At 67.2% G+C, this 12,695-nt stretch carries 10 protein-coding genes; 1 reads left to right on the forward strand and 9 read right to left on the reverse strand.

Annotated elements, in window-relative coordinates; translation table 11 throughout:
- Window positions 1–34: 34 nt before the first annotated feature.
- Window positions 35–784, reverse strand: a complete 750-nt coding sequence (locus C7C56_RS05085; RefSeq protein WP_146204289.1) for a ceramidase — start codon at window positions 782–784, stop codon at window positions 35–37.
- A 106-nt stretch (window positions 785–890) separates the two neighbouring features.
- On the reverse strand, window positions 891–1,355 hold the full coding sequence (locus C7C56_RS05090; protein WP_106756395.1) for an Lrp/AsnC family transcriptional regulator: 465 nt from the start codon (window positions 1,353–1,355) through the stop codon (window positions 891–893).
- A 121-nt stretch (window positions 1,356–1,476) separates the two neighbouring features.
- Here C7C56_RS05090 and C7C56_RS05095 point away from each other — a divergent pair, with 121 nt between their 5' ends.
- On the forward strand, window positions 1,477–1,983 hold the full coding sequence (locus tag C7C56_RS05095; protein WP_181373025.1) for a hypothetical protein: 507 nt from the start codon (window positions 1,477–1,479) through the stop codon (window positions 1,981–1,983).
- Between the two features lie 52 nt (window positions 1,984–2,035).
- On the opposite strand, the gene C7C56_RS05100 is transcribed toward C7C56_RS05095, so the two are convergent.
- The 7 genes from C7C56_RS05100 to C7C56_RS05130 all read right to left on the reverse strand — a co-directional run.
- Window positions 2,036–4,228, reverse strand: a complete 2,193-nt coding sequence (locus C7C56_RS05100) for a prolyl oligopeptidase family serine peptidase (protein ID WP_106756396.1) — start codon at window positions 4,226–4,228, stop codon at window positions 2,036–2,038.
- A 160-nt stretch (window positions 4,229–4,388) separates the two neighbouring features.
- Window positions 4,389–6,767: a putative bifunctional diguanylate cyclase/phosphodiesterase gene (locus C7C56_RS05105; RefSeq protein ID WP_106756401.1), complete on the reverse strand. Its 2,379-nt coding sequence runs from the start codon at window positions 6,765–6,767 to the stop codon at window positions 4,389–4,391.
- 7 nt (window positions 6,768–6,774) lie between these two features.
- On the reverse strand, window positions 6,775–7,422 hold the full coding sequence (locus C7C56_RS05110) for a methylamine utilization protein (RefSeq protein WP_307719025.1): 648 nt from the start codon (window positions 7,420–7,422) through the stop codon (window positions 6,775–6,777).
- Between the two features lie 919 nt (window positions 7,423–8,341).
- The gene (locus C7C56_RS05115; protein WP_106756397.1) at window positions 8,342–9,739 is read right to left on the reverse strand and encodes an SEL1-like repeat protein; all 1,398 of its coding nucleotides are present in this window, start codon (window positions 9,737–9,739) and stop codon (window positions 8,342–8,344) included.
- A gap of 213 nt (window positions 9,740–9,952) precedes the next feature.
- The gene (locus C7C56_RS05120) at window positions 9,953–10,723 is read right to left on the reverse strand and encodes a metal ABC transporter permease (RefSeq protein ID WP_106756398.1); all 771 of its coding nucleotides are present in this window, start codon (window positions 10,721–10,723) and stop codon (window positions 9,953–9,955) included.
- Entirely contained in the window at window positions 10,720–11,631 is a 912-nt protein-coding gene (locus C7C56_RS05125; protein ID WP_181373026.1) for a metal ABC transporter substrate-binding protein, read from the reverse strand. Before C7C56_RS05125 ends, C7C56_RS05120 begins: the two co-directional genes overlap by 4 nt.
- Before the next feature lie 10 nt (window positions 11,632–11,641).
- On the reverse strand, window positions 11,642–12,695 hold a 1,054-nt coding region (locus C7C56_RS05130; protein WP_106756399.1), incomplete at its 5' end, for a hypothetical protein.

Raw genomic sequence — 12,695 nt, forward strand, 5'->3', positions numbered from 1 at the left:
CAAAATCTGAATTGAGAATTGCTGTCAAACCGCCCTATCTGCGCAGCGCGAACCCCTTCGCCAGGGCCAGGCCGGCCAGCGCGGCAAGCAGGTGTTTGATCGTATGGCCGCTGATAAGGCCCAGCGCCGCCAAGATTGCGTGGTCCGCCATTTCGCACAGCTTGGCCAGCACATACAGTCCGATGGCGGCACCGAACGCGATCCGTTGTTCGCGCGCGGCGCCGGATAGCCACTGCACCAGGGGAATCAGCACGATCGGCAGCAACTGCAGTATCAGGTAGGGCCCCAGATCGCCGCGTCCGAGCAAATCGGTGTGGCGCCACCACGCCACGCTGCCGAAGGCCCACACCAGCATCAGCGGCAGGGTAGCACCCGGCGCGTTCAGGTATTCGCGGGCGGCCGCGGCCAGCAGCGCGGCGCAGGCGATGGCGATCGGCAGGCGGTCCCATACCAGCCGCGCGTTGTCGGGCGCGAGGTGGTACCACGCGGAGCAAAATGCGGTCAGCACCAGGGCCGCGAAAAAGACCGTGTAGGCGGGCCTGATCCGGTCGAGGGTGGGCGCGAGGCGGGTGCGCCAAACCTGCAGCAAGCCATACAGGCCGACCAGCACGAAGCAGATATTGGAGAGCACGTCGGCGCCATTGGCCACACCGGCCAGTGCGTGGCCATCGGCGAATGCGTGGTAGTTGGCCGGCTGCGGAATCGGGCCGTGGATCAGCGAGGCCAGAATCAAGCCGAGGCTGAGGGACGCTGCGATATAAACCTGGAGAGAACGAGCGCGCATGGCGACCCCTATTTATTGGAATAAGGCCACTTTGGCAGACATCCCACCGGCCGCCCAGACATGGCGGGTTCGTCGAACCGCGCTATGCCGCCGGTAGCGCGGGCCGCTACCCTGGCATTTTTGGCAGCTGGTCGGCCGGCAGGCGCGCCCTGCCCCCGCATTGCGAGGACAGCACGATCGAGGTTGTCGTCTTGCCGATTTTTCCGAGTGATTTTATAAGCTCCTGCAGATGCTCCGGCGCGCGCACGGCGATATGGAGCAAGGCGCAGTGGCTGCCGGTTGTCGCGTGCAAGGCCAGCACCTCGTGGTGCGATGCGGCCCAGGCGTCGAGCGCATCGTGCGACTCGACCGTGATGTTGATGAAGGCCTCGAAGGTGTAACCGAGCGCCCTCAGGTTAAGCCGCGCGCCGAAACCCTCGATCACCCCGGCCTCCTCGAGCCGCCGCACGCGCTCGGCCACCGCGGGCGACGTCAGGTGGATCCTGCGCCCGATTTCGGAAAACCCAAGGCGTGAATTCTCCTGCAGCAGGGCGAGGATTTTGCGGTCGTACGCGTCCAGTTCAAAACTCAAAGAAAACCCCTGTAAAAACCTTCAATGCTGCCCCCGGGAGGGGGCCAACACCGTCGATATCATATTGTCCGGCACAACACCGGCCCCTATCATAGATTCTTTTTACTGAAAGGATAAGCCCATGGACCAGTCCATCAAAGGCGGCATTGGCGACTTCGACTTCCTGCTCGGGCACTGGCATGTCGACAACCTGCGCCTGCGAAAGCGCCTGCAAAACAATACCGACTGGGAGTCCTTCGAGGCGACCCAGCACAATGTGGCGCTGCCCGGGGCGATCGGCAATCTGGACGACTACATCGCCGAGAGCTGGCGCCCGGGCTTCGTCGGCATGTCGCTTCGGCTCTTCAATCCGCAAACGGCGTTGTGGAGCATCTACTGGCTCGACAACGTCAATGCGGGCTTGAACCCGGCCGGCGTGCTGCTGCCGCCGGTGGTGGGCAGATTCAGCCACGGCGTCGGGGTCTTTGAATGCGACGACGAGCTTGACGGCCGGCCGATCCGCATGCGCTACACGTGGTCCGACATAACGCCCGACAGCGCGCGCTGGGAGCAGGCCATTTCGCCCGACCGCGGTGACACCTGGGAGATGAATTGGCGCATGACGTTTCGGCGCACCGCCGGCGCATAAAAAACGGCGCGAGGGGCCGCAGCCGCTCGCGCCGTTTTCGGGAGTGCTGCGCTTAGTTGGCCGCGACCTTGGCCGCGATCTTGGCCGCGACCTTGGCCGGCGCCGACATGTTCAGCGCGCGCATCAGGAAGCCCCAGCGGTCGGCCACTTCCTCGATCTGCTTGGCGGTCGGCTTGCCCGCCCCGTGCCCCGCCTTGACGTCGATGCGGATGATGACCGGCGGCGCGCCCGCCGCCTGCGCCGCCTGGGCGGCGGCGGCAAACTTGAAGCTGTGCGCCGGCACCACGCGGTCGTCATGGTCGGCCGTGGTGATCATGGTCGCCGGGTAGCAGGAGCCGGCCTTCAGATTGTGCAGTGGCGAGTACTTGACCAGCGCCTTGAACTCGTCGGCGTTCTCGGACGAGCCGTAGTCCGAGGTCCAGGCCCAGCCGATCGTGAATTTATGAAAGCGCAGCATGTCGAGCACGCCCACCATCGGGATCGCAGCGCCGAACAGTTCCGGACGCTGGGTGATGGCCGCGCCGACGAGCAGGCCGCCGTTGCTGCCGCCGCCGATGGCCAGCTTGGACGGCGAGGTCACCTTGTTGGCGATGAGCCATTCGGCCGCGCCGATGAAGTCGTCGAACACGTTCTGCTTTTTGAGCTTGGTGCCGGCCTCGTGCCAGGCTTCGCCGTACTCGCCGCCGCCGCGCAGGTTGGCGACGACGTAGACGCCGCCCATTTCCATCCATGCCAGGTTGGCCGGAGAAAAACCGGGCGTCATCGAGATGTTGAAGCCGCCGTAGCCGTACAGGTAGGTCGGGTTGCCGCCGTCGAGCTTGAGGCCCTTCTTCGAGACGATGAACATCGGCACCCGGGTGCCGTCGCGGCTCGTGAAGAACTGCTGGCGCGTCTCGTAGGCGCTCGGGTCGAAGTCGACCTTTGGCTGGCGGAACACGCTGCTCTTGCCGCTCTTGAGGTCCATGCGGTAGATCGTGGTCGGGGTGGTGTAGCTGCTGAACGCGTAGAAGGTCTCGCTCTGGCCGCGCTTGCCGTCAAAGCCCGACGCCGAACCGATCCCCGGCAGGCTGATCTCGCGCACCGGCTTGCCCTTGAGGGTGAACAGCTTGACCATGCTGCGCGCGTCGGCCAGGTATTCGACCACGAGCTGCTCGTTGAGGATGTTGGCGCCGACCATGGTCTCTTTGCCTTCGCCGACGATCTGCTCCCAGTTGGCCGGGGCCGGTTTGCGCGTGTCGATCGCGACGATGCGCGAACGTGGCGCCTTGTTGTCGGTCTTGAACATGAACACCGGGCCGTCGTTGTCGATGAACTCATAGGCCGATTCGTGGGCGTCGATCAGCGCGACCACGGGGGCGTCGGCGCGCGTGAGGTCCTTGTAGAAGATGCGGTACTTCGGCGAGGTGTCCTTGCTCGAGGTGATGATCAGGTAGCGGCCGTCGTCGCTCACTTCGGCGCCGAACATCCATTCCTTCTGGTCCGGGCGGTCGTAGACCAGCGTGTCGGCGCTTTGCGGGGTGCCGACCTTGTGGTAGTAGAGCTTTTGGAAGTACGTCACGCCCGACAGCTTGGTCGCCTCGCTGGGCTCGTCGTAGCGGCTGTAGAAGAAGCCCTTGCCGTCGGGCGTCCAGGCGGTGCTCGAAAATTTGACCCACTTGATGTGGTCGTCGAGGTCCTTGCCGGTCTCGATGTCGCGGATCTTCCATTCGTTCCAGTCCGAGCCCGAGGCGGCGGTGCCGTAGGCGAGCAGCTTGCCGTCGGGGCTGACGGCGGTGCCGGCCAGCGCCACGGTGCCGTCGGCGGCGAGCGTGTTCGGGTCGAGCAGCAGGCGCGGGGTGTCGCCCAGCGTCTTCATCGTGTACAGGACCGCCTGGTTCTGCAGGCCGTCGTTGCGGTTGTAGAAGTAGCGCCCGCCCTCCTTGAACGGCACGCTGTAACGCTCGTAGTTCCACAGGCGCGTCAGGCGCGCCTTGATGCCCTCGCGCTCGGGGATCTGGCCCAGCCAGGACTGGGTGACCTTGTTCTGGGCGTCGACCCACTCCTTGGTCTCGGCGCTGTTGGCGTCCTCGAGCCAGCGGTAAGGGTCGGCGATGCTGGTGCCGTGGTAGCTGTCGGTCTGCGCCACTTTTTTGGTGGCCGGATAGGCCAGGGACGCCGAGGCGCCCGGTGGACAGGTTTGGGCGACTGCCTGGGCGCCGCCGAGGGCGAGCAGGCTGACCAGGATCGAGGCACGTCTCATTTGCATGGTGGTTCCATTTTTTTGGTTGAACAGGGTCGGCGGGCCGGATCGCGGCGCCGCCGGCGCAGCGCAGATGATAGCGTGAATCGGCGCCGTTGGCGACCCGCCGGGCCGGCCGTGTTTACGCCGATTCGAGTTGCGCTGGTTCGGGTTGCGCCGGCTCGGGCTACGCCGGCTCGAGCGCGGCCGGCGCCCGCCACTGGCCGATCCAGTCGGCCAGTTGCTCGCCCGGGATCGCCCGGCTCATGAAGTAGCCCTGCCCCTGGTCGCAGCCGAGGGCGGCCAGCAGGCGCCACACGGCTTCGGACTCGATGCCCTCGGCCACCACGCGCAAGCCCATGTTGTGGCCGAGGTCGATGGTCGAGCGCACGATCTTGGTGTCGCCGGCGTCGTTTTCCATGTTGAGCACGAACGACTTGTCGATCTTGAGTTCGTTGACCGGCAGCCGCTTGAGGTAGGCAAGCGACGAGTAGCCGGTGCCGAAGTCGTCGATCGACAGGTCCAGCCCGAGCGCGTGCAGGCGTTCGAGCGTCTGCTGCGCGCGCACCGGATCGTCCATGATCGCGCTTTCGGTGATCTCGAGGCAGAACGAGCCGGGCGCGACCTGGTGGCGGCGCAGGATGTCCATGATCTTCTCGGGCAGCTCCTGGTCGAGCAGGTCGCGGGTCGACAGGTTGACCGACACCTTCAGGTGAATGCCGCGCAGCGCCATGTCGCGGCACAGCGCGGCCGACTGCTCGAGCACCCAGCGCGTGAGCACCCGGATGAATCCGGTCTGTTCGGCGAACGGGATGAAATCGTCGGGGAACACGTTGCCGCGCTCGGGGTGGCACCAGCGCACCAGCGATTCGATGCCGACCACCCGGCCGGTGTCGAGACTTAGTTTTGGCTGCACGTGCAGGCGGAACTCGTCGCGCTCGATCCCCTTGCGCAGCTCCGTCAGCAGCGACAGGTTCTTCTCGCTGGCCTTGTCGATCAGCGCGTCGTAGACCACCGCGCCGTCGTTGCGCTGCTTGGCGCAGTACATCGCCACCTCGGCCATGCTGAGCAGCGCCTCGGCGTCGGCGGCGTGCGCCGGGAAGCCGGCGATGCCCAGCCCCGCGCCGATGTCGACGGTCTGGTCCTCGAGCGAGAGCGGCAGCTCGAGCGCGCGCAGGATTTCGGCGGCCAGCCGGCGCGCGCCGGCCAGGTCGACGCCCGGCAGCAGCACCGCGAACTCGTCGCCGCCGAGGCGCGCCACCCGCGCCGCCGGGTGCGAGCCCAGCACCTGCTGGTGCAGCCGCAGCGCCACCTGGCGCAGCAGCGCGTCGCCGAAATTGTGGCCCATCACGTCGTTGACGTGCTTGAAGCGGTCGAGGTCCATCATCAGCACGAACAGCGCGCCGCCGCCGGCGCGCGCCGCTTCGAGCGCCTCGTTGAGCAGCATCACGAAGCGGGCCCGGTTCGGCAGGTCCGTCAGGGTGTCCCAGTACGCCAGGCGCCCGATCTCCTGTTCGCGTTTGGCGATGCCGTCGCGCATGCTGCCGAAGGCCTTCGCCAGCGCGCCGACCTCGTCGTCGCGGCCGACGTCGATCTGGCCGCGGTAGTCGCCGCGCTCGAGCTGCAGCGCGGTGGCGGCCAGGTCGCGCAGCGGCTGCGCGATGCGTTTGGCGGTGAGCACGCTGGCGACCGCGGCGACGATGATGCCGAGCACGGTGAGCACGATCAGGGTCCGCTCGAGGCTGGTGTACTGGGCGGTCGCCAGGTCGATCGAGCGGGCCAGCATCACGTGGGCGCCGGGGCCGCCGCCGTCGGCGCCGATCGACACCAGGCGCGCGCTGAACTTGCTGCCGTCGATCTCGAGGTCGAACGCGCTTTTGGGCGGCGCCGCCGGCAGCGCCTGCGCCACGCCGGCCATCAGCGCCGGCGCCAGGGTCGCCTCGACCGGTTGCCAGCGGCCGCCGGCCGCGCGCGTGAGGATCGCCACCTCGAGCGCGGACAGTTCCTTCATGTCGATCGCCATCTGGCGGTCGATCGCGAAACCCATCACGACCCAGGCGATGGTGATCGGCGCCTTGACCGGCATGACCACGATCTGGAACGGGCGTTTGTCGACGACGGCGATGGCGCCCGCGCCGTCGTTCTGTTCGGCCTGGTCGAGCAGGCCGGCCACGAGCAGTTCGAGCGCGTTCGATTTGGCCATGCCGCTGGCGACCATCACGGCCCGCTCGCCGTCGATCAGCATGGTCAGGTCGGCGCGCGCGCGCCTGCCGCTGTTGACCAGCGCCGATTCGATCGTCGCATGGTCGCCGCCGACGTCGTTGCCGATGGCCTGGACGAAGGCGGTGTCGCGCGCGAGCACCTGGGCGCTGAAGCGCTGCTTCTGGGCGTTCTGCTCGATGAGTTTGCGCAGCACCTTCTCGCCGTTGGCCAGTTCGGTGCCGATCGAGGCGCGCGCGTTGGCGTCGATCCCCTGCTGGATCACAAACAGGCCGAGAACCTGCACCACCACGATCAGGACCAGGAACAGGGTCGCGATGCGGCCCTCGAGACTGCGAAAACGCATCAGCACATCAGTAGCCGCTGTCCCCGGAAGCGTCTGTGTCGACCACCACCGGCTTGAGCGCCATCTTGAACGCGGCGCTGGACGCGGCCACGCCGTCCTTGACCATCAGCGCCTGCTCGGCGCTGGCGCCGGCCTTCATGTTGTAGTGCCAGGCCTTGAGCGTGTATTTGCCGCCCGCGGGCAGCTCGATGTGGGCCGTGCCGGCGGCGTCGGTGGTGGCGAAAAACGGGGTGTCGACCACCTTGACGTAGGCGATCATGCGGTCGTGGATGTTGCAGCCCAACACCACCGTGCCCGGCTTGTCGAACACCTGCGGCGCGGCGGCCACGCCCGAGTAAAGCTTCTGGTCGAATTTCTTGGCCGGCGAGAACGAGTAGATGTGGTGGCGCACCTTGTCGTTGTTGGGGAAGGCGACCTGGCTGCCGGTCTGGATCACGCTCACGAGCGGCAGGAACTTGAGGCCGCGCTGGGCGATCGAGGCCGGCTTGAGCATTTTAGGAAGCGCCACGCCCGGCTCCGGTTCGGCGTACACGACGACGTCGGCGAGCGGCTTGCCGGCCGTGTCGCTGGCCTGGACGGCGATCGAGGCCGCGACCACGCCGGCGCTTAGCAGGGACAGGCTGGTCAGGCAGGCGGTACGGAGCATGGTTTTCATGGGCGCGATCAGGACGTGGGACGGTCTCGGGAACCGCCGGGTGCCGGCGGTCGACCGTCCTATTGTAGCGCCTGTTTCCCCCAGAGTAAATTATGTTGCACGAACGCCATCGGTAAATACGCCGTTGGCGGCGGGCGCCATAGCCTGGATTTCGCCTGCGCCGCCCGGCCACGTGGACTGCCCGGATGCCTTGTCAAAGCGCACCTCGCGGCCGGGTAAGAACGACATTGCCGAAAGAATTTATTTGTAACCGGGGTCTGACCCCACTTACGAAATCTTCCATAAACGGGGTCAGACCCAGCCGCCGCTTCCGGCTTGCGTCGCGACATCGATTCTCCGGCTTCAGGGGCTGGCCCCCACCGCGCCGCATTCAGCTCAAGCAATATTTCGCAACCGGGGTCTGACCCCGATTGCGGAATATTTCATAAGTGGGGTCAGACCCCGGTTGTGAAGTGACGCTAACCGATGGTTGTTTTGCCGCGGCGAAGGTAGCCTCGATGGCGGCGCCAGCGAAAGCACTCAAGTTTGGCGGAGCATTTGTCGGCGCGAGGAAGCGGCCCGCTCCCGCGAGGGCCGGGATGCGTCGCTTTGCGTTGAAGCTGATCCTGCCACTAGCGTGTGCGCGACCCTCATCGCGCAACGCTCACCGACCCGACCCGCATGCCCCCATCCGACGGCAAAAAAAACTCCCGGGCGGGAGAATTTTCGTTTTGCGGACGGACCGGGGAAAACCCCGACTCAGAGGCTGAGAGTTTTTCGGGCGTGCCCGAGCAGCCCGCCAGAAAGCGGCAGATCGAGGCGCAAAGCACAGCCATAGCGGGCTATGGCGAGCATTTGCAACGACGAACTGGCGCTTTCTGGCGTGATGAGCGGGCATGACCGAAAGACTCTCAGCCTCTCAGGCGTCCACCCGGGATTTTCACAACCCGGCGCGCGTGTCGGCGCTGATGCTGCGGTGCGTGACCTGCCACTGGCGCGACAGGTCGAGCGCGTTGCCAATCTCGGATGGCGTCAGGCGGCGCCCCACGATGCTCTTGTTGGCGCAAGCGGTCTCGTCGCCGGCGTCGGCGGCCAGCAGCATCCACATGTACGACAGCACCATGTCGCGCCCGACCCCGCGCCCGCTGCTGTACATGCCGCCCAGATTGTACTGGGCCAGCGCGTGGCCCTGATCGGCAGCCTGACTGTACCAGTAGACGGCCATGGTTTCGTCGCGCGGCACGCCCTGGCCGTTCGAGAACATCACGCCGAGGTTGTTCTGCGCGCTCGCGTCGCCCTGCTCGGCGGCCATGCGGTACCACTTGGCAGCAAGCGCGTCGTTGACCGGCACGCCCTGGCCGTTGGCGTAGATGACGCCGAGGTTGAACTGGGCGTTGGGCGCGCCCTGCTCGGCGGCGCGGCGGTACCATTCGAGCGCGCGCTGCTCGTCGCGCGCGACGCCGCGCCCGTTGGCGTACACGCTGCCCAGGTTGTACTGGGCCAGCAGATGGCCCTGCTCGGCCGCGCGCAGGTACCACGACAGCGCGCGCGCCTCGTCGCGCTCGACGCCCTGGCCGTTGGCGAGCATCACGCCGAGATTGAACTGGGCGTCGCGGTCGCCCTGCTCGGCCGCGCGCTGCAGCCAGGCCGAGGCGCGCAGCGGGTCGGCGCGCACGCCGAGGCCCTCGGCGTAGGCCAAGCCGAGCTGGCGCTGGGCCCCGGCGTCGCTCTGCGCGGCCGACTGGCGGAACCACGACAGCGCCTGGGTGTCGCTGGCCTCGACGCCCTGCCCGCGCTTGTACATGAGCCCGAGGTTGAGCTGGCCCTGCGGGTCGCCCTGCACCGCCGCCTTGCGGAACCAGGCCATCGCCAGCGGGTAGTTGACGTTGGCGCCCTGCCCGTGCAGGTAGCATTCGGCCAGCAGGTTCTGGGCGCTTGCCACGCCCTGCTCGGCGGCGCGGTAGAACCACGCCAGCGCCAGTTCGTGGCTTTGCTCGATGCCGCGGCCCTTGCGGTACATCTGGCCAAGGTTTTGCTGCGCCGAGGCGTCGCCCTGCTCGGCCGCGTGGCGGAACCAGTAGGCCGCCTCGGCGTCGCTTTTTTCGACGCCGCGGCCGTTGTAGTACAGCGCGCCGAGGTGGTTCTGGGCGAACGCGAGGCCCTGGATCGCGGCCTGGCGCAGCCATTTGTAGGCGCGCGCGTAGTCGCGCTCGATGCATTCGCCCTTTTTGTACATGAGGCCGAGGTTGAATTGGGCGTAGGCGTCGCCGCGCTCGGCCGCCTGGCGGAACCACACGTAGGTTGAATAGTTCTCGCGAGAGAAATTTTGGCGGTTCATGGTGTCCTCCGGTGCGAAAACCGTTGAAAACGCTGTCGTTCTTGAGCTGGAACAGGCACCAAGCGGCCTGATAAGTATTGTTAAAAGTTTAATATGGCACGGGTGCCGCCGTTTGACTGCGCACAAGCGCCCCACCAAGTTCGCACCATGGGGGGACGTGAAAAACCCCGCCGAGATCGCTCTGGGCGGGGTTTAATTTTGGGACGGAAATAATCAGTCGCGTGCCGGCTCCGGCTTCGGTCCGAACGCGTAGACCAGCACCGCGACCGCGGCGACACACCAGACGATCAGCGCGCCCGACGGCAGGTCGAACCACACCGACAGCACGAGGCCGCTGGCGTAGCCGAGCATGCCGGTCAGGTAGGCGAACGGCAGGCGCAGGCGCGCGCGGTAGTGGCGCACCGCCAGGCTTGGCACGATCAGGCTGGCGAACACGAGGTAGACCCCGACCAGTTGCACCGAGGCCGTCACGGCCAGCGCGAACACGAGGTAGAAGCCGAGCCGGCCCATGCGCTCGTTAAAGAAATACAGCAGCGCGAGGATGATCAAAGCGCCGGCCGCCGGCATGATCATCTGAGGATAGCTGACCCAGAGGATTTGGCCGGCGAGCAAGTCTTGCAGATGGTCGCCGCCGTGCGGGTTGTGCGCCACCAGCAGCAGGCCGGCGCTGGCGGCGAGGATGAACAGGACCCCGATCTGGGCCTCCTGCACGTCGGGCCAGCGCTTCTCGGTCCAGGTCAGCAACAAGGCGCCGAGCACGGCCGCCGCGCCGGCGGCGAGCTGGATGGTCCAGCCCTGCGGGTCGAGGCTGCCGGAACCGGCGATGATCACCCCCAAGGCCGCGATCTGGGCGATCGCGAGGTCGATGAACACGATGCCGCGTTTGAGCACCTGGGCACCGAGCGGGACGTGGGTGGCCAGCACCAGCAGGCCGGCCACGAAGGCCGGCACGATGATCATGAAGTCAAACGCGGCCGCGTTCATTTTGCCGCCGCCAGCAGGCGCTCGATGGAACTGTCGAACAGCGCGAACAGGTTGCCGGACTGGGCGTCGGCGCCGACCGTGTACGGCAGCACCACCGCGGGGATCTTGCCGCGCTGGGACAGCCATTGCGAGGCGCGCCCGTCCTGGTAGGCCCCGCGCACGACCATTTTGGCCGGATTGCGTTGCTGCTGCGACAGCAACTTCCCGAGGTGGGCCGCGCTCGGCTCGACGCCGGGCTTCGATTCGAGCGTGCCGACGACCCGCATGCCGAGCCAGCCGAGCAGGTAGTCCATGTTCTTGTGGTGCTCGACCACGTCCATGTTGCGCAGCGGCGCCGCCCGTCGCTCCCACCTGAGCGTGGCGGCGCCCCAGCGCGCGGCGAAGTCCTTGTGGCGCCCCTGGTAGAGCGCGGCGTTGGCCGGGTCGAGCTCGGCCAGGCGCCTGGCCAGCGCCGCCGCGACCAGCGCGATGTTGTGCGGATTGAGGTGCACATGCGGGTTGCCGGCCGCGTGCACGTCGCCGTCGCCGCGGTCGACGCTGGCCGGGATCCCGATGCGCGGCACGAAACCGCCGGCCTCGAAGAACCCTGGCTGGCCGGGCGCGACCTTGCCGTTGCCCGATTGCTGCACCAGCAGCGGCAGCCAGCCCGCCTCTAGGTCGAGTCCGGTGCAAACGAGCAAATCGGCGTTGCGCGTGCGCGCGATCAGGCTGGGGCGCGCCTCGATCCGGTGCGGGTCCTGCAAGGCGCTCGTCGCGCTCGAGGCGGTGATCTTGTCGCCGCCCAGTTCGCGCGCGAGCGCCTCCCATTCGGGCTCGCAGGCGAGCACGTTGAGCGCCTGGGCCTGGCCCGAGGCGATGGCGGCGGCCCCCAGCAGCAGGGAGGCCAGTGTGCGGTTGATGGTGTTCATGGTCATCGCCTTAAAACGCGTGGGCCGCGTGCGCGCCCAGGCTCATGATGTACTGGAGATAGAGTTGGTTGTCGGTCACACCCGGACGCGTCTGGTCGCGCGCGAACTGCAGGCGCAGGCGCGAAAACTCCGACGGGCTGTAGTCGAGCATGACGCTGGCGCGCGCCGGACGGTACGGCGCCAGCAGCGGTAAGTCGGCGCCCGTGTACAGGCCGCTGTCGACCAGGCCGATCGACGGCGTGCCCGAGCCCAGGCGGTCGTAGCGCAGGCCGGCGCGCCAGTTCGGCACGTATTGGTAGACGCCCTGCAAGTACCAGCCCGACTGGCTGCTGGCGTAGGCGTCGCTGTCGGCGCCGGTGGCTAGGGTGCCGCTCTCCTTGCGCCGGAAATATTCGCCCTGCAACTTGAAGTTCTGCCGGGTCGCATTGCCGTTCGGCGCCCACTTGTAGATGGCGTCGGCGATCATCACGTTCGAGCGGCCGTCGAAAGCGACGGCCAGGCCGTTGTCCTCGTACTCGCGCCCGGCCGAACCGGTTCGCAGGTACGACAGGCCCGCGCGCCAGCTGCCCGAGGCGCCAATGTCGTTGCCCGCGTGGGCGAACAGGGCGGCCGCGCCCGCGCCATTCTTGTCGCGCTCGTTGCCGGGGAAGCCGGCGCCCTTGCCCACCTCGGCGCCCAGTTCGATGAAGGTGTCGGTCGGGGCCAGCCATTTGGCCTGCACGCCGTCGGTCTTGTACTGGCCGCCGAAGAACGCCTGGTAGGCCAGCGGCGCGTCGACGAAGTCCCAGGTGTGGGCGTGGTGCGCATTGAGGTAGCCGACCGACGACAGGAAGCGCCCGGCGCGCGCGTTGAAGCCGTTGGGCAGGGCGCGGGTGCGCACGTAGGCCTCCTCGACCTCGGCCTCGTTCTCGGGCGTGAGCGCAAAGGTCAGTTGCCCGGCGAACATGGGGTCGATGTTGGCCGACATCGTGATCTCGGACTCGCCGAGGTTGAAGCTGCGCCCGCCGGGGCCGACCTCGCCGTCCGGCGGCACGAAGCCTTGCAGCTGCCACTGCGCGGGATCT

The organism is Massilia glaciei (assembly GCF_003011895.2).
Lineage (GTDB): Bacteria > Pseudomonadota > Gammaproteobacteria > Burkholderiales > Burkholderiaceae_D > Telluria_A > Telluria_A glaciei.

Bases quoted from the DNA above. Each gene is read 5' to 3' on its own strand.
- C7C56_RS05085 (WP_146204289.1), bottom strand. From the start codon at position 784: ATGCGCGCTCGTTCTCTCCAGGTTTATATCGCAGCGTCCCTCAGCCTC.
- C7C56_RS05120 (WP_106756398.1), bottom strand. From the start codon at position 10,723: ATGAACGCGGCCGCGTTTGACTTCATGATCATCGTGCCGGCCTTCGTG.
- C7C56_RS05115 (WP_106756397.1), bottom strand. From the start codon at position 9,739: ATGAACCGCCAAAATTTCTCTCGCGAGAACTATTCAACCTACGTGTGG.
- C7C56_RS05095 (WP_181373025.1), top strand. From the start codon at position 1,477: ATGGACCAGTCCATCAAAGGCGGCATTGGCGACTTCGACTTCCTGCTC.
- C7C56_RS05105 (WP_106756401.1), bottom strand. From the start codon at position 6,767: ATGCGTTTTCGCAGTCTCGAGGGCCGCATCGCGACCCTGTTCCTGGTC.
- C7C56_RS05125 (WP_181373026.1), bottom strand. From the start codon at position 11,631: ATGAACACCATCAACCGCACACTGGCCTCCCTGCTGCTGGGGGCCGCC.
- C7C56_RS05100 (WP_106756396.1), bottom strand. From the start codon at position 4,228: ATGCAAATGAGACGTGCCTCGATCCTGGTCAGCCTGCTCGCCCTCGGC.
- C7C56_RS05110 (WP_307719025.1), bottom strand. From the start codon at position 7,422: ATGAAAACCATGCTCCGTACCGCCTGCCTGACCAGCCTGTCCCTGCTA.